The organism is Frankia sp. R43, assembly GCF_001306465.1.
Lineage (GTDB): Bacteria > Actinomycetota > Actinomycetes > Frankiales > Frankiaceae > Parafrankia > Parafrankia irregularis.
Map to the genome: position 1 here is coordinate 514585 of NZ_LFCW01000007.1, position 18224 is coordinate 532808.

Genomic DNA, 18224 nt, shown 5'->3' on the forward strand with positions numbered 1-18224 from the left:
TGATCGCGATCGCGGGCGTCGGCGCGGTTGATGTCGACCGCCGGGGCGACGTCGGGGACCTCGTCGGGTCGGCTCGGGTCGGCTCGGGTCGGCTGCGCGAGGCGAGCCCTCGCGCCAGTCCGACGATTTACCACCTTCGTGGTATTTATCGCGGCGGAATGTATTCGATAGGTTGCTCAGCGTCCTGATCGCGCAGGTCCGAGCAGGGAGTCGACGTGTTCAGAAGGCTCCCGGGTTCTCCCGCCCGGCGTCGCTCCGCCCACATCGTGGCGGCGCTGATCTCGGCCGCGCTCGCCGCGGTACTGCTGCCCGGCGGGGCCGCCCAGGCCGTACCCGGGGGCGACTGGGGGCAGTCGCACCACGACGGCGGCAACACCGCGAACAACCCCGCCGCCTCGGTGCTCGACACCTCCAGGGTCGCGGCCGGACTCACCCGGAACTGGGAACTCACCTTCCCGTCCACCGGAATCAAGCCCGACCTGCCCGGCGTGCTGGCGGGCGACCTCATGTACTCCGTGGAGAACAGCACGTCGCTGGTCGCACGGCAGCGCTCCGACGGGGCGGTGCGGTGGACGCGGGCCGTAGGCACGGCAGGCGTGACCCTGCCGCAGTCAGTCGCCGCCGCCGACGGGCTGGTCGTGGTGACGATCGCCGGTGCCAACCCGGCGGCCGGCGTCGCGGCCTTCGACGCCGTGACCGGCGCGCCGGCCTGGACGACGCCGTTCACCTTCGCGCTCGGGACGCCGTCGCGGCTCCGGGTCGACGGCGGCCGGGTGTTCCTGTCGATCGGGACGTCCGAGCTGCGCGGTTTCACCCTGGGGACCGGCGCCGCGCTGTGGACGGTCACCGAACCGGACGTCGATCTCCTCGCGGCCTCCACCTACGGCCCGGCCGGTCAGGTGTTCGTCCTCTGCGAAGGCAGGACCTCGATCTGCGAACGGGACGGGGCCACCGGCGCACTGGTCTGGTCGACGCCACTGCGGCCGCAGGACGGCCGGGCCGTGCCCTACGTGGAGGCCACGGTCGCCGCCGGCCGGATCCACGTGTGGACCCCGGAGTTCTTCGTCCCCGGGACCGGCACGATCGCCTCCGACTTCACGGCGTTCGACGTGAACGTGGGCAACAAGCTCTCGCTGAGCTACGGCCATGGAGCCGATCGCGGCCAGATCCCGACGAACATGGCGGCAATCGGTGACGATCTGGTCTTCTTCACCCGGGAGGCGTCGGAGTACCAGCCGGACGAGAGCGACCGGCTGTACCGGGTGGACGGCGTCTCCGGCGTCGCCCACTGGGTGGCGGAACTGGGCGACCTGAACATCATCGGTTCGGTCGCCGTCGCGAACGACGTCATCTACGCCCAATGCAGCTACCCGCGGATCGACCGGGTGTCGTTCCTCTGCGCGTTCGCCGCGTCGGACGGCCGACCGCTGTCGATGACCTCGATGCGGCCCTTCCCGGACACGCTCGCCGTCGCCGGCGGCCAGGTGGTGAGCGCCGGCTACGACACCGACTCCTACGTCGCGGCGTACGGCCCGGCGCCGCTCTCGGCACTGCCCGGGCGGGTCGAGGCGGAGTCGTCGACCTCACCGGTGTTCACCACCGCGGCCCAGGACGTCGGCGGTGGCCTGCTGGTGGGCTACCTGCCGAGCGGCGGTGCGGTGATGGACTACCCGGTCGAGATCGCGTCCGCCGGGACGTACCAGCTGTCGTTCCAGGTGGCGTCGAACTACACCACGATGCCCGCACCAGTGCCCGATCCCGGTCTTGAGGTGCAGCTGGCCGGGGTGGGCGTGCTGGCGACGGTGGACGTCCCCGACACCGGCGGATGGCAGAGCTGGCAGACCGTCAACGTCGGCGTGGCGCTGCCGGCCGGCGTGCACCGGCTGCGGCTGTACGTGCCGGCGGGTCGGCATGGTTTCAACCTCAACTGGTTCGAGGCCGTCGCCGCCCAGTCACTGACCGACGAGGCGCCCGACGCCGGCGGCGGCGCAGGCGCTGCGGCGACGCAGGCGAGCGGCACGACCGAGGCGAGCGTGGGAACAGGTTCTGGTTCCCCGGCCCTGGCCTGGGCGCCCGCCAGTGCCAGAACGATCTCGGCCGCCACGCCGGTCAGGGCCGCCAGGCCGGGCCTGGTGTCGACCCGTCGTGGCCCCTGGGTACGGCCGCAGCGGGTCGTCCGGATGGACGCCGAGCAGCGTGCCGACCATTGCCTCGACGGCATCAGCCCGTCGAAGCTGTTGGACCAGGCAGCGATCGCCGCGCTCTGCTTCGGCGCCTGACGGCGTAAGGGCACGCGAAGGCGACGACGGGATCATCGACCGAGCGGCGCCGCGCGGCGGACGTGACTCGTCAGCCCGTGCGTGCTCCGGGTCACCGAGGAGGCAGCGAAGAATGAGCGAGAACGGCTTCAGGGAGGCCGCCCGGTCTCTTTCGGCGCTTGATCACCTGGACGTCCGAGAGCTTGAGATCCTCTACAAGCTGGAAACGACCTCCGGGCTGTTCTACTTTCAGCTGGCCGACAGCATCCAGAACGAAGAGGTGGCCGAATTCCTCCGCCGTAACGGCCGCGGGGAGTTGGGCCATGCCAGGCGGATCCAACAGGCCCTCACGATCAGACTGGGGCGCTCTTACCAGCCTTCCGCGGACATGGACGGCGGATATCCCCTCGGTGTGCCGCCCCCGGTGGACGCGGCGTTGCTGGCCGCGATCGCGCGCGGCGAACGGGGCGGCGACGCCGACTACCAGCGGTGGGCCAGCGCCGAACCCGACCCGGAGATCGCGCACCTGCTCCAGATCAACGGCCGTGAGGATTCAGAGCACGCCGACCGACTGACGCGCGCAAGCGCCCTTCTCAACGTAGACCGGTAGCGACCGGCCGAAGCCGGCTCGCACCCGTTCAGCCACGGACACGGATGACGGTCTTACCTCGAGCGCCGGCGATCGCGACCGGAGTCGGCTTCGCGGCGTCCGCGAGGTCGATCTCCGCACCGATGACGGGGTGGACGGCGCCGCTGGCGAGGTCTCCCGCGAGGTCGGCCAGACGCGCGGGCTTGCGGTCGAGCACGTAGCTGGCGACATCGATTCGATCGTTCGCCGACCTGCCGCGGCTCCTCGCCCTCGTCGCCCTCCAGGTCACCACCACGGTTCTGCCGCACTCGATCGCCACCCGCTACCCGCGGCCACGCATCACCTACGTGCCGATCACCGACGCCCCGCCGGCGACACTCACCATCGCCTGGCACGAGCACTCCCGCTCCCGAGGCATCGCCGCGCTGGTCCGCGCCGCCAGCGCGACCGGTGCCCACAGCGAGAGCGCGGTGCATCCCGCTCACGAGCAGCCTTGCGCCGGCCCGCCGCCTGCTGTTACCACATGAGCACTGATCCGGCCGACGGCGATCCGGGTAAGGAGCGGGTGTGGGTTTCTACGAGGACCAGGTGCTGCCACGAATCATCGACGTGGTGCTCGGGCGAATGGTCGACCCGGCACGGGCCCGGGCGGCCGCCGGGCTGAGCGGGGAAGTACTGGAGATCGGCTTCGGCTCGGGGCGCAACCTGCCGCACCTGCCGGCGCAGGTCACCCGGCTGCTGGCGGTCGAGCCGGCGGCAACCGGCCAGCGGCTCGCGCGGCGGCGAATCGCCACGACGGCTGTACCGGTCGAGTTCGTCGGCCGGGACGGGCAGCGGCTGGACCTGGCCGACGCCTCGGTCGACCACGTGCTGGTCACCTGGACGCTGTGCACGATCCCCGACGTCGACCGGGCGCTGCGGGAGGTCCATCGCGTCCTGCGGCCCCAGGGGACACTGCATTTCACCGAGCACGGCCGGTCTCCGCGGGCGCGGGTCGCCCGCTGGCAGACACGGCTCACCCCGGCCTGGGGCCGGCTGTTCGGCGGCTGCCACCTCGACCGCCCCATCGACGAGCTCGTCACGAAGGCCGGGCTGACGTTGGAGAGCCTCGACAACTACCGGATCGGCCCGGAGATCATCGGCTTCGGCTACGAGGGCGTCGCGGTTCGACGCGACTGACCAGGCCGGTCATCTCTGTCCACCACCTCCGCCGGCGGCTGGCCACTGACCGACCCTGATGGAATCAATCGACCTACCTCGACGACGTGCACGGCCCGTTCCTCGGCCGACGGGCTCGCCGAACGCCGGCACATCTCGATCACCAACCGGCTCGACACCCTGGCCGGCGTCGCCGACCACAGTCCACTCGGGTGCGACAGCCTCACCGGCCTCTGTGACCGGATCCTCACCCGCGTCGCCAAACCAGCCAAACGGGAGGACGACCTCTGCCTCCTGGCCGTCCAGTGATCTCTCACGCCGTACTCCCGGCGTCACGCCCGGCGGTGACGAGCTCGTGCACGAGGCGCATCTTGTCCAGCGCAGGGACCGGGAGGACGAACGGATAGAGGTCCGGGCGCCCCATCGACCTGTTGATCATATTGAGTGACCACGCGAGCGGCAGCCACAGGTCGACGATGCGGCCGAACCCGACCGCGCCGGGCAGCGGCGTCGTCAACGTGGCAGCGGCGGGAGCGAGTCCGAACGCGGCGGCGGTGTCGAGAGCGTCGCGAACATGCAGGTAGTGCGCGAAGGTCTCGGCCCAGTCCTCGGCCGGGTGCATGGTGGCGTATGCGGAGACGTAGGTCTGCCGCCAGTCGCGCGGAGGTCCTTCCTGATAGTGGCGGTTCAGGGCCGCCTGATAGTCGGCGTCAGGATCGCCGAACAGCTCCACAAACCGGGCATGGCCGGCTCCGGTTTCGGCCAGCATCGTGAAGTAGTAGTGACCGACCTCATGCCGGAAGTGGCCGAGCAGAGTGCGATAGGGCTCGCCCATCGACACCCTCAGCTGCTCGCGGTGCACGTCGTCGCCCTCCGCCAGATCCAGGGTGATCACCCCGCCGGCATGGCCCGTGACGACGGGCTCATGGCTGCTGGAGAGCAGGTCGAAACACAGTCCGGTCTCAGGATCGACGTCCCGCCCGCGAATCGGCAGGCCCACCTCGATCAGCTCGAAGATCAGTCTCCGTTTGGCCGTTTCGGCCTCTGCGAAGGCCGGCAGCGCACGGAAATCGGCGTCCGCGGGGCGCGTGCGGGTGAGCGCGCACGACACACACAGCCCGGACGACCGCCCGACCGGAGCGAGCCAGTTACAGACGGCGATCTCGCGGTTCGCGCACCTGGAATCGCCGGAGCCCTCGGCACGCACCCCCTCCGGCGTCAGGACGGCGAACGAGCGCGTTTCGGGGTCGAAGCCGACGGTGCTCCGGCAGCCCAGGCACAGCGAGTTCTCGAACGTCAGCCGCTGCCCACAGCTGGGGCAGAGAAATTCACGCATCGAGGCCTTTCCTCCTCAGGTCCGCCCGGCGTCGGCGGCCGAACGCCACAGCCCCGGCCGGTCAGCTGTTCACCTCGATGTAGCGCGCGGCATCCCTGCTTTCCGTGTTCACCCCAGCCCCGGCCTGGTGCTCGGCGTAGAACCGCAGCCATCGCATCGCCAACTCGTGGCGCAACTCAGGCCCGGTGCTCTTGATGAAATCCGGGAACGCCTCGCGCTCCTCCTCGTCCAGATGCTCTCCGTTCTCCGTCCGGGCCCTGCCCACCGCCTCGAACCAGGCCCTGCTTCCGACGCCGTGCGAACGAGCGTCGGCGACAGCGGCGCGGATCTTGTTGTGGTCCTCGATCGCGTCCTCGGTCTCGTCTTCCGGCTCACCGGCCTCCCCCTTCTTCAGCAGAGCCGGGTAGAACACCGTCTCCTCCGCCTCGGCATGGGTGTCCAGACGGGTCGCCAGTACCTCCCACACCGCCTTCAGCTCGGCATTGCTGGTCGCATAGTCCAGATACAGAAAATGGCGCCGCAGCCAATCGTGATCGGCATAGATCAGATCCACGATGTCAGCCATTCATCTCGCCACCTCATATAGGTCGAGATCCTCGACTACCTTGAGATCATCGCTAACATCCGCGATCACGCCGCAAACGCCTCCGGGCTTGGCTGAACGGCTGATCCCGGACTCCTCAGACCTGTCTGCGCCCTCAGTAGCGCGGGTTACGGTCCGGGTGCTCGGTACGCCGACGACGACGCAACCGGGCTCGCCGTATGTCGCCCTTGAGACGTTCCAGAAGTTTCATGGTGATTCCTCTCCGATCGACGGTATGCCGGCTTCTGTCCCCTCTGATCGGCCACTCAACCCTCCCGACCGGCAACCGCCGATCCAGGCCGGAGCGGACGGCCCGCCGGCTGACAGCCGAGTCGCTGCCGATCTCGTGCGGGCTTTGGAGCGGCCCTTCTACGACCCGGCCTAGGTGCAGGGTGAGAGCGGCGTCGACAGCCGCGTGGTCAAGCTCGAGACCGCGGGTGAAGGAACGGGGTGGGCACGCAGCCAGGGCCTCGACTGACCAAGCCGATCATCCACCTCGCGCGGCCGGAGACGCAGCCAAGGCGCGGCGCAGCGGGCCTGCGAGAGTGCCCCGTGCGGTCACCTCGACCGGGCCAAGTTCCAGCCAGGACGACACGCCGAGCAGCTCGGTGGCGAGCGCCTCGACCACCACCGCCGACGACGGCTGCCCGCCGGCCGGCGGCGCCGGGGCGCTCGCCACCACAGGGGCCGCCGCCGGCGCACCGGCGGCGAGTTCGGCTGGTTCGGTGGGATCATGTGCCCAGGCGGCGAGAACCCGCAGGACACCGGCGGCCCGGTCGGCTTTCAGGTCGACCCGGGCGACGAGCCGGTCACCCAGCAGGAACGGCAGCACGTAGTAGCCGTAGCGACGGCGCGGTGCCGGCGTGTAGACCTCGAGCTTCACCTCCATGCCGAACAGCCGCCTGGTCCGCGAACGCTCCCATATCAGCGAATCGAACGGTGACAGCAGTGCGGCGGCGTCGACTCGGCGCGGTATGACGAGCCCAGGGCGCAGGTAGGCCGGTGACGACCAGCCCTCCACCCGCACCGGCAGCAGGTCACCCGACTCGACAAGCTCGGCCAGCCGAGGCCGGGCCAACCTGGCCGGGAGCCGGAAGTAGTCGGCGAGGTCACCGGCGGTGGCCACGCCCAGCCGGTCCGCCGCGTGCAGCAGCAGAGCGCGGTGCGCCTGGGCCGGCTCCGGTGTGGGCACGGCGAGCACGTCGGCGGGCAGCACCCGCTCGGGCAGGTCGTAGACGCGCTCGAAGGTCGCCCGGCGCCCGGCCGCGCACACCTGCCCGGTCCAGAACAGGTACTCCAGCGCACGCTTGCCGTCCGTCCACCCCCACCAGGAGCCGCCGGCACGGCCTGGGCCGGGCAGCTCGGCCGCGGTGATCGGCCCACGTCGGGTCACCTCGGCGAGTGCCGCCGCGACGTAGTCGGCGCGTTCCCGCCCGAAGGCCGCGACGCCTCGCCACATCCCAACGCCTGCCAGGGCCGCCTCGGCTCGCCACCGCAGCAGCGGCTGCCAGGCGACCGGCACCACGGACGCCTCGTGCGCCCAGTACTCGAACGCGCGACGCTCCCGGTGGACGTAGTCGTCCAGGGCGGCCCGCGGATACGGCCCGAGGCGCGACCAGCCCGGCAGGTAGTGCGACCTGGCCAGCACGTTCACCGAATCGATCTGGAGCAGGCCGACGCGGTCCAGCAGCCCGGGCAGGTGGCGGCGCCCGGCCGACCCGGCGGGCCGGGGCCGCCCGAAGCCCTGGGCGGCAAGCGCGAGCCGGCGGGCCTGCGCGGCGCTGAGCTGTTCGGGCCTCACCCGGCGCGCCCGCGGGCCCGGCGGCACCACCGGACCCGGCGCCTGGGCTGGCAGCGGCCCTCGCGCCCCGGGCGGTGCCGCGGCCGGACTCTGGCCCGATGCCACTGGTGGAGGCGCCACAGGCACAGCGGGCACAGTGGGTTCACCAGCCGAGTCGCCTGCCGCCGCGCAATCACCCCGAACTGTCACAGCCGCACCGTACGACCGGGTACCGACAGGACGCCGCCACCCGGCCTCGACGCATGACGATTCCGCACGATGCAGCGGTTTGGTCCAGTTCCGCTGATGGCCGACGTCACCCGCCGGCACCGGAGCCGTGCCACAGATGGTCCAGCGTCTGCCGGATGACCATCCCGCTCGAGGCGCGCCCTGCCACGATCACACCGACATCCGCGCGCTCGTGGGCGGGGCTTCATGCGTCACGCGCCGTGAGGTGGGGAGGGCTCCTCGTAGAGCTGGTCGAGGGTGATGGCCGCGGTACGGTCTGCCGCGGAGGCGGTGGCCGACCGGTCGAAGCCGGAGCCGCTGTAGCAGGTCAGGGTCGTGTCGCGGGTGTCGTAGCCGCGGGCGGCAAGCAGGTCGCGGGCGCGGCGGAGTCGATCGACGTGGCGGGAGCCCATGACATCGCCCCATTTCGCCTCGCCGAGGGACAGGACGCGGCGCGGTTCGCCGGGCACCTGTGGGGCCAGCACCGCCACGTCGATCTGGATCTGGGTCCTGCGCTCGGGGTCGGCGACGACACCGGCACCGACCTCTCCGGGGAGCTCGCCGAACAGGTCAGGCGGGGCGAAGGCCGCGTGGTCGCGGCAGAGCTGCTCGAAATGGGGGCCGAGGACCTGCGCGGAGAAGCGAGGGCGGGCGTCACGCCAGACCGCGGCGGCCCGCCCACTCTCCAGGAAGCCCCAGCGGGGCCTCATGACGACCTGGTAGAAGACGATCAGCGGCTCGGCGATCCGGTAAACCGCACGGCCCTGGCGGAACAGATCCTCCTCCCGGCGGAGCAGCCCACAGTCCTCCAGGACGCCCAGATGGTGGGAGATGTCGGTGGTCTTCCGGCCGACGTAGCTCGCGATGCCGCCGCGGGTGTTGGAACCGCCGGCGACAGCCGCGAGCACCGAGTGGTACATCGCCGTATCGCGGACGCCGGCCTCCTCGTCGAGGAGGTAGCGTGCCTCCCGGAACAGCGGGCTGCCCGGGTTGAGAACCGTGCGCAACACCCAGTCGTCGAAGTCGCCCGGACCTGCGGGGACGTCGTCGTTGACGAACCTGCGATACGCCGGGGTACCGCCGACGACGGCGTGCTGTGCGACCGCCAGCCGCGGATCCGTGATGCCCCAGAAGCGGGCCGCCAGCGGGTACTCGAACGGGCGGACCACGATCTCCAGGTTCGCCCGGCCGCGCAGCGGCGCGCTACCGGCCAGCAGCCGGCCCATCACCGACAGCGCCGAGCCACACAGCAACAGGGACAGTCCCGGCTCGCCTCGCTGGGCTGCCGATGCGGCGCGGTCGAGCTCCCGCTGCAGGATCGACGGCAGCGCCGGCGACGCCGCGCTCAGGTAGGGGAACTCGTCGATCACCACCGGACCCGGGAGGGCCGCACCTACCGAGAACAGGTACCGAACGGCCTCGTCCCAGGTTGCGAACCGCGGCGGCGCCGGCAGCCAGGTCGCCTCCGCGAGCGCCTCGCCGAACAACGCCCTCGACTCGGTCTCGGTCGCCTCGGTGGCACCGAAATAGAGCCCACCGCTCTGGCGGGCCAGTGCCTCCAGCAGGAACGTCTTACCCTGCCGCCGCCGCCCGCTGACCACCCCGAGCTGCGCGGGCCCGCCCGCACGGGCCGCGAAGCGAGCCAGGTGGCCCCACTCGAAGTCGCGGTCGAACACGTGCGCAGGCTTCTCGATCACATCCCTCACCACCGCTCACGAAAAGCTAGAACCGTACTTCTAAGAAGTGTACTTCTAGATCCCTGGAGGCCCCGCGCCCGCGCGGCCCGCCTCCTGCGAGCGTCCGGCGCACCGGCGTCGCTCGCGGCGGCGGACAGTAAGGTTTCGACCACGCTCGCGGGCCCTCGCTAGTAGCGTGGCACCGATGTGATCCGCCGGGCTGCCTTGAAGGGACCGGATCGCGATGGACAGCGATCATGTCGGGTGACGCCGGCGACTCGTGGTCGGGGTTCTCCGACGCATGGCTCCTGGGGTTTCGCCGCATCTACGCCATCTTCCTTGTCCGCGGGAATCGCGACCCAGGCCGGACCGCCATCCGGAGTCCGTGGGCCATTCTCCGTTTGATGGTGTTGTCCTATGGCCCCGGGCTCCTCACTGTCGCGGTAGCGTCGACGGCGGTCGGGGGGACTTGGGGCCTGTCCAGCGATGATCTGCTACTCCTCGCATTACTCGGCACGGTGAACGGCGGCATGCTCGGCGCGGCCTCGCTGGCCTGGAGCTTTCCGCTCCAGCGGCTCAGTACCGTTGACGATCTGATCCGCAGCAGCGCGCACCGCGATCGGATCGTCTCCCCGGTATTGCGCGGCTACGGTATCTGGCAGGCCACTCTTCCCGTCGCGGCGGCAGCGATCCCCGTCATCATCCTGCTAACACAGGACAGCCACACCGCGCGGAATATAGCAATCACCGTCAACCTCGTGTGGAGCATGTCCTTTCTCGGTAACGTGAGCTACTGGCTGATAGTCCCACCGATCATGGCAATCTTCATGAGGAAGTGCGCCGACCTAAGTCTTCGCTGGAACGATCCAGCACGTACACCGGGAGTCAGGACACTCTCGGAAGGCTATGCATACTCCGCCATATTCCTCGCACTCGCGGCATTCACCGTCACCTTACCAGGCCTGTTCGACAAGGCACCAACACTCGGCAGATACCTGCCCTACCTTTACGGACTACTACTCGGGCTATCTCTGTGGGTCGGCGCGTTCACGCAGTTCATGCTCTTCACAATCATCCGGCGCTTCCGCCTCAGCATGATGGATGCATTGACCGGAAGCGACACATACCAACTGTCCGAGGCGCGCGCCATGGAAATCCTCGAGAGAGTTCGAGTAAGCGAGAACTCACCGAGCACGCGCGCCGCGTATGAAATGTTCGCCGAGGCACCCAGCCTCCCCTACGGTACTGGTCTCATCGTCCAGTACGCGACAGCCATCCTCGGGTCAGTAGTCGGCTTCCTGCTACAATGACGCCGACAGGATGGAGCATATGGTGCCAGATCGCGACGAGAGCATAAATGCGGTTCTTCGGTACTACGACCGCACGGAGTCACGACTGGGCTACCTGTATCTACTGCGCGGCACAAAGCACTTCGGCTGGTATGAGGCCGAGGACGCGCGATGGCGACTCTCACCGGCGATGCGCCGAATGGAGCATCAACTCGGACGACGCCTCGGTCTCGAGACCGGGTCGCGGGTGCTCGACGCCGGCTGCGGGATGGGCGAGGTCGCCCGCACTATGGCGGTCCATTTCGGCCTGGATGTCACCGGAATAGATATTCTCGATTTCAATCTCGATGAGGCCCGACGCCGAAGCGAGAAGGCCGGGCTCACCGAACGCACCAGGTTCGTCGAATGCGACTATCACGACCTCACCCGGTTCGAGGACGAAGAATTCGACGGGGCCTACACGATGGAGACCTTCGTGCACACCGCTGATCCTGAGCGGGTGCTGGCCGAGTTCCACCGGGTCCTGCGCCCGGGCGGGCGGCTCGTGATGTTCGAGTACTCACGGACTCCGGAGGCGCGGTTGACGCCTGCCGCGCGGGCTGCGTTCGACGCCGTGTGCGAGCTGGGCGCGATGCCGGCCTGGCACCGCCTCAACCACGGCGACCTCGAAGATCTGCTCGAATCGGCGTCATTCAAGGTCGAGTCGGTGGATGACGTGACGGCCCGCATGCTGCCGATGCTGCGCATGTTCGCCCTCCTCGGCCGCGTCCCCTACGCCCTCGCGCGCCTGTTGGGCAAGACGGAGAAGGCCGTAAACGCAATGAGTGGCGTGGAAATGTGGAAGCATCAGGAGGCTTGGCACTACAACATCTACACGGCTACCAAGAAAGCATAATCCTGCGCAGGCCGAGTCGAGAGCGGTTGCTGCTACCTCTCATCGTGAGGTGCGGGATCGCACCTAGGCTGGCGTGCATGCACGCGCGTCTCGATCAGATCGTCGTGGACTGCCGCGACCCCAGCTCACTCGTACGATTCTGGGCCGGGCTGCTCGGCGGTGAGCCAGTCGACCGCGCCTTCGGCTGGTCACATGTCGAGCCACCCGGCTTCGTCCGCCTTGCCTTTCAGCCGGACCCCGACGTGAAGCGCGCGAAGAACCGGCTGCACCTCGACATCGAGGTCGACGAACTCGCCACCGCCGTCACGGAAGCAGTGCGCCAGGGCGCGGTCAGGATCGGCACGACCGTCACCACAGATCTGGGCGCCTACCAGGTCATGGCGGATCCAGAAGGCAACGAGTTCTGCCTGGTCTGCGACTGACTGGACTGACTGCGGCTGACCAGTCGATGTCCCGGGCCTCTGACGGGCCCGGAGGTCGCGGTATCCAGACGGCTGGTGTCGAGGCGTCCCCGGACCCCGTCCCCGGCTTGGCTCAGCTCAGATCCGTTCGAGTAGCACGATCGGGATGTCGCGATCCGTACTGCTCTGGTACCCGTCGTAGTCCGGCCAGAGCGCCGTCATCGTGGGCCACAAGCGGGCTTTTTCAGCGGGCTCCGCCACGCGTGCCTTCGCTGGGAACCGTTCCGCCCCGACCTGCAGCTCGACCTCCGGGTGGGCGAGCAGGTTCAGATACCACAGCGGATGCTCGGGAAAGCCGGCCTTCGACGCGACGATGACGTAGTCGTTCCCGTCCCGGCCGTAGATCAGGGGTGTGCGGCGCAGCTTGCCGCTGCGACGGCCCCGCGTCGTCAACAGCAGCGTCGGGGCTCCCTGGGTGAACGAGCCGTCGATGCCGTGCCAGAGGTGCCCGTCGGCACCGTCGCTGTCGAGATAGCGGCGGGTGTGATCAGCAATCCAGTCCATCGGGCTGTCGCTGGGAGTCGTCTCGGTCATGCGATCTCCAGACGAGTTGGCGGCGCCGCCATCGCGGCGACGGCTCCGGTACCGCTGATCCTCGCATCCGCTGTCGGGACGCGGTGTGGCGTCACCGCGATGCCTCGGGCTCGCCCGCCGGCGTATCTCCGGTCGCTCACGGTACGCAGCATGCTCCGTTCCAGCGCCCCGTCCAGCCCGCCGGTCAGCATGTCGTGGGCGACCGGAGGCTCGATGCGGCGCACGACGGTGCGCCACACCGCCGCCGCGGGTCCGGACGTCGGGAGCCCCCATTCGAGGATCCCGATCAGGCCGTCGGCTGCCAGCCTCTCCCGGGCGCTTGTCAGAACCCGCGCCCGGGACTCGACGTCGAGTTCGTGCAGCACGAACGCCAGCACGATCCGGTCGAACGGCCCCGCCGGCAGGGCGTCCGCGGCGAGAAGGTCCGCCGTGGCGAAGGCGGCGCCGGACGCACGGCGCCGGGCCCGCGCGAGCATCGGCTCGGCGGCGTCGATCGCGGTCACCGCGGCACCTCGGGCGACCAGGTGACGGGTGACGAGCCCGGACCCACAGCCGAGTTCGAGCACACGCATGCCGTCGCTCACCCCGATGTCGTCGACGAACCGGCGTCGTAGAACGCGCGACCCGCCGGGCAGCCACAGGACGCCATTGAGGACGTCGTACCCGACGGCGACGACCCGGGAGCTGTAGGAGGACGCCGTTGCGGGCGCGGGTGCGGACGTCGTTCCGGAGGTTCCAGAGGAAGGCATGAAGCTAGAATGTGATTAATGCTCACATCTGACAACTCGCATTCGGCCTCGCACGCGGAGGCGCGAAAACGCCCCGCGCAGGAACGTTCGCGCCGCACCGTCGAGGCCATTCTGGAAGCCGCTGCTCAGCTTCTGGCCACAAAGGGCTACCGGGCGACGACGACCAACCACGTCGCCGAGCGAGCCGGCGTCTCCATCGGCTCGCTGTACCAGTACTTCCCGAACAAGGACGCACTGGTCGCCGCGCTGGTCGAAGAGCACCTCGCCGCGGCGGGCGAGATGATTCGAGACGCGTGCCGCGCCTGGCGCCGAGACCGCCCGGGGCCGGCCGAGTTCGCCGCGTCCTTCGCCCGGCTGCTGGTCGAGGTGAACGACGCGCCCGTACACCGCGTCACCTACAACAACGCGCCGCCGCTGCCCCGCACGCAGGAAATGACCGAGGCCCTGGTCGCCGAGCTTGCCGACGAAGTGGCGATCCACCTCCGGCGCTGGAAAACGCCCGGCCCGCCGGAACTGCGCGCCAGGACCCTCGTGATCGCCGTACTCGCCGTCATTCACGAACTGGTCATCCAGACTCCCCCGGGGCCGGCGAGAACGGCGGCGCAACAGCAGGCGGCCGAACTCGCCCGCGGCTTCATCACCCCGGCTCCCGCGGGCAGCCGGCACGCGCCAGACCCAACGGTCGATGCGGCGCGGCGAAACGAGCACGACGTCCAATAGCAACGCTGCGGGCCTCGGCGGGAGGGCGATGGGGTCGGGGCAGTCACCGCTCCCGGACTGCGTACGTCAGGTGCGTCACCCGCGGGGAGGTCTCCGCGCGAACCGGCTCCAGGGCGACGCGGGCCGCGTCCACGCCCTCGAACAGGCGGATGCCGGAACCGAACAGCACGGGTGAGAGCGCGATCGTGAACTCGTCGACCAGGCCGGCGTTCACATACTCCAGGATCGCCGCGCCGCCGCCCGCGATGCGGACATCCCGGTCGCCGGCAGCCTCGCGGGCCTGGTCGAGCGCGGGCCTGATGCCGTCGTCGACGAAGTGGAAGGTGGTCCCACCCAGCCGCTCCCAGGGGTCACGCCGCTCGTGCGTCAGGACGAAGACCGGCGTGTGGAACGGCGCCTCCTCCGGCCACGCGTGCTCGCCGGCATCGAACATGCGCCTGCCCATGACGCTCGCGCCGGTGCGCTCGAACGTCTCCCGCGCGATGTCGTTGTCGCGGCCTTCCTCACCACCGTCTCCGAGCTTCAGGTTCTCCCGGAAGAACCGCAACGGGAAGGCCCACTGCTGCAGTTCCATCCACTGCTGCCCCATCAGCTCCTCGGTGGACCCGGGCGCGATGAACCCGTCCAGCGACATCGAAACGCTGAAGAACACCTTCCCGGTCATCAGCGCTCCGTTCCCTGCCGAAGGATCTCGGTGACGTACGCAGCCAGGTTGCCCAGGGTCTGCTGGCCGCCCTCGATCGCGTGGTACTTCTCGACCGCCTCGTCGCGCAGTTCCTTGGTGGGGAACACCGTGCGCATCTCGATCCGGGTCGCCGCACCGGCGGGCTCGAACGTCAGAACCGACTCGAAGGCGTTCGGGTCGCCGCGCCGCTCACCGTGCAGCAGCGCGATCCGCTCCGGCGGGGCGATCTCGGTCCAGGAGATCCACTCCTGGTAGTCCGTCCCGTCCGGGCCGTGCATCACGAAGTCCCACTCCGCGCCGACGCGGAACTCGAACGCCCGCGTGGTCGTGGTGAACCCCGCCGGCCCCCACCACCGCGACAGGTGCCGCACCTCGGTGAACGCCTCGAACACCAGCTCCCGTGGGGCGTCGATGACCCGGGAGATGACGATCTCGCGGTCGGCTGTCGCGGACCGCGCCGGCACTCCTCGTCCCGTCGTGCTCATCAGCTACTCCTCCTGCCTTGCCTGCTTGAGGTCCTGCACGTATTCGTCCAGCCGGTCGAAGCTCTCGTTCCAGAACCGCTCGAACCCGCCGATCCACTCGTGGACCGGCCGCAGCCCGCGGGCGTCGAGGCCGTACAGGCGCTGCTTGCCCACCCTGCGGTCCCGCACCAGCCCGACCTCCCGGAGCACCCTCAGGTGCTTGGACGCTCCCGGTTGGGTCATCCCCAGTTCCTGGGCCACCTCCGTCACCGGCCGCTCACCCGCCCGCAGCAGCACCAGGATCTGCCGGCGCTGCGGCTCGGCGATCGCGTTGAAGACGTCCGACGTCGTCGCTGCTCGCGCCACGGTCGACCTCATATTCCCATATCGGAATGCGTCAACCCGGGGCACGGTGTGCCGCGGGTGCCGCCCGTGGTGCTTTGCGTGCGTCGGGCGCCCGGACCGTTCATGCTTGATGCGGATCGTGATGATCCGATGTCATGCGCGCGACCTCGACCCCACGAGGCAGGAGGCGGTTCCGGGGCCGCCTCGGGCGAGGTCGGACGGACGTATGGCCTGTTTCCGCAGCTCCCGGTCCCTGCACGCGCAGGATCTCCGCAGGAGGGGAAAAGTCATGCGTCCACGTGCTGCCGTCGTCGTCGCAGCCCTGTTCTTCGCGCTGTCGTCCGTCGTGCTCACATCTCCCGCGCACGCGTCGGGAACCTGTTCGGGGGCTGCCAGCCTCCCCGGCTGGTCGGTCACCGTCTCCAAGAACCCGCGGTCGTGGTCCGGGAATCCCGTCCTGGACGCCGGCATCCAGGTACAGGTGCTGCAGAACACGACCAGCGGGACGAAGATGGTCCGTTTCCGGAACATCTCCACCGTCCCCCGGTCACCGGTGAACGGTTTCGCCTACGCCACGCCAAGTGGATACGAGTACGGGCAGACGAGCACGATCGTGGCCGGCCCCGACGGGGGATGGTGTTCCGACGAGGCGCCGGCGAACACCACCATCTACGGGTTTCTCGGGTACGGGAACCTGTTCACCTCCGTCAGCGGCTGACCCGCAGGGTCGGTGAACGACGCCGTCCGCTCCCCGTGCCCGGCGGGCGGACGGCGTCCGGTTGCCTGCCAGGTCTGGAAGATCTGACCGAGGACGGGGCCGATCGAGCGGAACCATGAAGAGGGGCCTCGACAACGTTGTCGAGGCCCCTCGCAGTCCCGCTAAGCGATCATTTCGAGGTCACGCCGGAGAATCCGGGCTCAGTACACCGTTCCGTCGGCGCGCTGGCCGGGTGAGCTGGACAGCGAGCTGATGGTGTTGTGCTTGACCCAGGCGCCGGTCGCCGAGCCGTCAGGGCTTCGGTTGAGGGACACACCGTCGGAGTTCACCTGGCTCGAGGTGTAGCTCAGCGACTGGACCGTCGTTCCGGCCGAATCCCGCAGGATCACCTGGTCACCGCTGTTGGACAGGTTGAGGCCGCCGGTGCTGGCCGCCACCGCCACGATCCCGCCGGGGATCGCGGAGCTCGCGCCGAACACGGTGATCGCCTTGCCGGGCTGCAGCGTCGTACCGGCGGCGAACGTGTGCCGCAGTGCCGACGAGTCCCGGACGGTCCAGCCGGCGATGCTGATCGCCGTGCCACCGGTGTTCACGAGCTCGACGGCCTCGCCGGCGGTGTCGCTGCCCGGTTCGTTGGCCAGCACCTCGTTGATGATGACGTCGGCGGGTGTGCCACCACCGCCGCCACCGTCACCGCCGATGACGTAGTTGTAGCGAGCCAGCACCGGGTAGTGGTCGCTGGTCGTCGTCGCGTAGTTCGAGACATAGGCCTGGGGCTGGAAGGCCTTCGCCGAGCCGGCGACGTACTTCGCCTGCACCTCGTTGGTGTTGAGCTGGTGGTCGATGAAGTCCGAGTAGCTCGCCGTCGACGCCACGCCCGCCAGCGAAAGGGCCCGCGTCGGGAACGTGTAGCGCGCCGTGTCGTTCACGAAGTTGGCGTAGGGCGAAGCGTTCCCGGAGGTGATGGAGGTGTCGACGTCGTCGTTCCAGTCACCGATGACGAAGACGTTCTGGGTGGGGTAGGTCGTGTCGAGGTAGGACTTGAGAGCCTGCGACGCGGGGTTGCGCAGGTTCCACGCGTCCTGGGTGGACCCGGCCTTCGCGTGCAGGACGATGAAGACGAGGTCACGGGTGACACCGTCGAACGTGCCGCGCAATGTGAACTCCACCGGCGGGCGGCCGGCGAAGTTGCTGTTCTGGCTGGTCAGGATGACCTTCGCGCTCACCAGGGTGGCAATGCTGGAGCGCCAGACCAGGGCGACCTTCTGCTCGGTGTTGCTGAAGTCCGAGTAGTACTGCGCGCCGTTCGTCACGATCGGGTCGTTGGCCACGACCCCGGTGTACCCGGGCATGCCGGCCACGAGTGTGTTGAACGCCGAGGTGCTGACAACCTCGGAGAGGCCCCACACATCCATGTCGGCGCCCGCCATGACGTCGCGGACGTTCTGCTGTTGAAGCGCCTCGTTGGTCGGGCCGTAGCCCGTCGCACCGAACCATTCGACGTTCCAGTTGCCGACGTCGAGCAGTGTCGCCGATCCCTGCGACGGAACCGAGGCGGCATTCGCCGCCGGGGTGATGGTAAGCGTCGCCAGCGTCACGGCGGCAGCGGCCAAGATCCCCAGGAGCGCGCGGAGCCTGAGTTTCATCGAAAAGAAACCCCTCTGAGTCGGCGTGCGAAACTGGCCCGCGACTCTGCTGTCGGCGGGCCGAGGAAAGTGTCCCGACCCGACCTGGGGGCACATCGCGATTGCCGCAA

19 protein-coding genes are annotated in these 18224 nt (G+C 69.3%); 8 read left to right on the forward strand and 11 right to left on the reverse strand.

Translation table 11 applies throughout. From position 1 onward, the window contains the following. The first annotated feature begins 215 nt into the window (after window positions 1–215). Window positions 216–2279 (forward strand): PQQ-binding-like beta-propeller repeat protein, encoded by a 2064-nt coding sequence (locus tag ACG83_RS29595; protein WP_054569508.1) that lies wholly within the window; start codon window positions 216–218, stop codon window positions 2277–2279. A gap of 112 nt (window positions 2280–2391) precedes the next feature. Continuing rightward, window positions 2392–2868: a ferritin-like domain-containing protein gene (locus ACG83_RS29600; RefSeq protein WP_054569509.1), complete on the forward strand. Its 477-nt coding sequence runs from the start codon at window positions 2392–2394 to the stop codon at window positions 2866–2868. Window positions 2869–2896: 28 nt separating this feature from the next. On the opposite strand, the gene ACG83_RS29605 is transcribed toward ACG83_RS29600, so the two are convergent. After that, window positions 2897–3136 carry a hypothetical protein gene (locus tag ACG83_RS29605; RefSeq protein ID WP_131831086.1) on the reverse strand — a complete coding sequence of 80 codons (240 nt, stop codon included), beginning with the start codon at window positions 3134–3136 and terminating at the stop codon, window positions 2897–2899. Window positions 3137–3414: 278 nt separating this feature from the next. On the opposite strand from ACG83_RS29605, the gene ACG83_RS29610 reads away from it, so the two are divergent. Next, window positions 3415–4026, forward strand: a complete 612-nt coding sequence (locus ACG83_RS29610; protein ID WP_054569511.1) for a class I SAM-dependent methyltransferase — start codon at window positions 3415–3417, stop codon at window positions 4024–4026. A 292-nt stretch (window positions 4027–4318) separates the two neighbouring features. Here the strand turns inward: ACG83_RS29610 and ACG83_RS29615 are convergent, their stop codons facing one another. The 4 genes from ACG83_RS29615 to ACG83_RS29630 form a co-directional block, all read right to left on the reverse strand. After that, on the reverse strand, window positions 4319–5341 hold the full coding sequence (locus tag ACG83_RS29615) for a putative zinc-binding metallopeptidase (RefSeq protein WP_054569512.1): 1023 nt from the start codon (window positions 5339–5341) through the stop codon (window positions 4319–4321). Window positions 5342–5402: 61 nt separating this feature from the next. Then, a complete protein-coding gene (locus tag ACG83_RS29620) occupies window positions 5403–5906 on the reverse strand; it encodes a hemerythrin domain-containing protein (protein ID WP_054569513.1) in 504 nt (167 codons plus the stop codon). Between the two features lie 505 nt (window positions 5907–6411). Then, the gene (locus ACG83_RS29625; RefSeq protein ID WP_054569514.1) at window positions 6412–7725 is read right to left on the reverse strand and encodes a winged helix-turn-helix domain-containing protein; all 1314 of its coding nucleotides are present in this window, start codon (window positions 7723–7725) and stop codon (window positions 6412–6414) included. Window positions 7726–8144: 419 nt separating this feature from the next. After that, window positions 8145–9629, reverse strand: a complete 1485-nt coding sequence (locus tag ACG83_RS29630; RefSeq protein ID WP_083473662.1) for an ATP-binding protein — start codon at window positions 9627–9629, stop codon at window positions 8145–8147. Between the two features lie 236 nt (window positions 9630–9865). On the opposite strand from ACG83_RS29630, the gene ACG83_RS29635 reads away from it, so the two are divergent. The 3 genes from ACG83_RS29635 to ACG83_RS29645 all read left to right on the forward strand — a co-directional run bounded on the left by ACG83_RS29635 (window position 9866) and on the right by ACG83_RS29645 (window position 12214). Next, window positions 9866–10918, forward strand: coding sequence for a hypothetical protein (locus tag ACG83_RS29635; RefSeq protein WP_054569515.1), 1053 nt, complete (start codon window positions 9866–9868; stop codon window positions 10916–10918). 22 nt (window positions 10919–10940) lie between these two features. After that, window positions 10941–11792, forward strand: a complete 852-nt coding sequence (locus ACG83_RS29640) for a class I SAM-dependent methyltransferase (RefSeq protein WP_083473696.1) — start codon at window positions 10941–10943, stop codon at window positions 11790–11792. A 77-nt stretch (window positions 11793–11869) separates the two neighbouring features. Beyond that, on the forward strand, window positions 11870–12214 hold the full coding sequence (locus ACG83_RS29645; RefSeq protein ID WP_054569517.1) for a VOC family protein: 345 nt from the start codon (window positions 11870–11872) through the stop codon (window positions 12212–12214). A 117-nt stretch (window positions 12215–12331) separates the two neighbouring features. Here the strand turns inward: ACG83_RS29645 and ACG83_RS29650 are convergent, their stop codons facing one another. Both ACG83_RS29650 and ACG83_RS29655 read right to left on the reverse strand, forming a co-directional pair. Next, a complete protein-coding gene (locus ACG83_RS29650) occupies window positions 12332–12787 on the reverse strand; it encodes a nitroreductase family deazaflavin-dependent oxidoreductase (protein WP_054569518.1) in 456 nt (151 codons plus the stop codon). Further along, window positions 12784–13536, reverse strand: a complete 753-nt coding sequence (locus ACG83_RS29655) for a class I SAM-dependent methyltransferase (protein WP_054569519.1) — start codon at window positions 13534–13536, stop codon at window positions 12784–12786. Before ACG83_RS29655 ends, ACG83_RS29650 begins: the two co-directional genes overlap by 4 nt. A gap of 18 nt (window positions 13537–13554) precedes the next feature. Here ACG83_RS29655 and ACG83_RS46205 point away from each other — a divergent pair, with 18 nt between their 5' ends. Then, a complete protein-coding gene (locus ACG83_RS46205; protein WP_054569520.1) occupies window positions 13555–14256 on the forward strand; it encodes a TetR/AcrR family transcriptional regulator in 702 nt (233 codons plus the stop codon). Window positions 14257–14299: 43 nt separating this feature from the next. Here ACG83_RS46205 and ACG83_RS29665 read toward each other — a convergent pair whose 3' ends face one another. From ACG83_RS29665 to ACG83_RS29675, 3 genes are read right to left on the reverse strand one after another with little or no spacing between them, the layout of a single operon-like run. Continuing rightward, window positions 14300–14920, reverse strand: a complete 621-nt coding sequence (locus tag ACG83_RS29665; RefSeq protein WP_054569521.1) for a dihydrofolate reductase family protein — start codon at window positions 14918–14920, stop codon at window positions 14300–14302. After that, window positions 14920–15426, reverse strand: coding sequence for an SRPBCC family protein (locus ACG83_RS29670; RefSeq protein WP_054569522.1), 507 nt, complete (start codon window positions 15424–15426; stop codon window positions 14920–14922). The genes ACG83_RS29665 and ACG83_RS29670 overlap by 1 nt, the downstream gene beginning before the upstream one ends. 3 nt (window positions 15427–15429) lie before the next feature. Further along, window positions 15430–15771, reverse strand: coding sequence for a helix-turn-helix transcriptional regulator (locus tag ACG83_RS29675; RefSeq protein ID WP_054569523.1), 342 nt, complete (start codon window positions 15769–15771; stop codon window positions 15430–15432). Window positions 15772–16039: 268 nt separating this feature from the next. On the opposite strand from ACG83_RS29675, the gene ACG83_RS29680 reads away from it, so the two are divergent. Further along, window positions 16040–16468 carry a hypothetical protein gene (locus ACG83_RS29680; protein WP_054569524.1) on the forward strand — a complete coding sequence of 143 codons (429 nt, stop codon included), beginning with the start codon at window positions 16040–16042 and terminating at the stop codon, window positions 16466–16468. A gap of 200 nt (window positions 16469–16668) precedes the next feature. Here ACG83_RS29680 and ACG83_RS29685 read toward each other — a convergent pair whose 3' ends face one another. After that, on the reverse strand, window positions 16669–18114 hold the full coding sequence (locus ACG83_RS29685) for a lamin tail domain-containing protein (RefSeq protein WP_054569525.1): 1446 nt from the start codon (window positions 18112–18114) through the stop codon (window positions 16669–16671). Window positions 18115–18224: the final 110 nt, after the last annotated feature.

Bases quoted from the DNA above. Each gene is read 5' to 3' on its own strand.
- ACG83_RS29655 (WP_054569519.1), bottom strand. From the start codon at position 13,536: ATGCCTTCCTCTGGAACCTCCGGAACGACGTCCGCACCCGCGCCCGCA.
- ACG83_RS29620 (WP_054569513.1), bottom strand. From the start codon at position 5,906: ATGGCTGACATCGTGGATCTGATCTATGCCGATCACGATTGGCTGCGG.
- ACG83_RS29645 (WP_054569517.1), top strand. From the start codon at position 11,870: ATGCACGCGCGTCTCGATCAGATCGTCGTGGACTGCCGCGACCCCAGC.
- ACG83_RS29650 (WP_054569518.1), bottom strand. From the start codon at position 12,787: ATGACCGAGACGACTCCCAGCGACAGCCCGATGGACTGGATTGCTGAT.
- ACG83_RS29615 (WP_054569512.1), bottom strand. From the start codon at position 5,341: ATGCGTGAATTTCTCTGCCCCAGCTGTGGGCAGCGGCTGACGTTCGAG.
- ACG83_RS29685 (WP_054569525.1), bottom strand. From the start codon at position 18,114: ATGAAACTCAGGCTCCGCGCGCTCCTGGGGATCTTGGCCGCTGCCGCC.
- ACG83_RS29635 (WP_054569515.1), top strand. From the start codon at position 9,866: ATGTCGGGTGACGCCGGCGACTCGTGGTCGGGGTTCTCCGACGCATGG.
- ACG83_RS29600 (WP_054569509.1), top strand. From the start codon at position 2,392: ATGAGCGAGAACGGCTTCAGGGAGGCCGCCCGGTCTCTTTCGGCGCTT.
- ACG83_RS29665 (WP_054569521.1), bottom strand. From the start codon at position 14,920: ATGACCGGGAAGGTGTTCTTCAGCGTTTCGATGTCGCTGGACGGGTTC.
- ACG83_RS46205 (WP_054569520.1), top strand. From the start codon at position 13,555: ATGCTCACATCTGACAACTCGCATTCGGCCTCGCACGCGGAGGCGCGA.
- ACG83_RS29680 (WP_054569524.1), top strand. From the start codon at position 16,040: ATGCGTCCACGTGCTGCCGTCGTCGTCGCAGCCCTGTTCTTCGCGCTG.
- ACG83_RS29670 (WP_054569522.1), bottom strand. From the start codon at position 15,426: ATGAGCACGACGGGACGAGGAGTGCCGGCGCGGTCCGCGACAGCCGAC.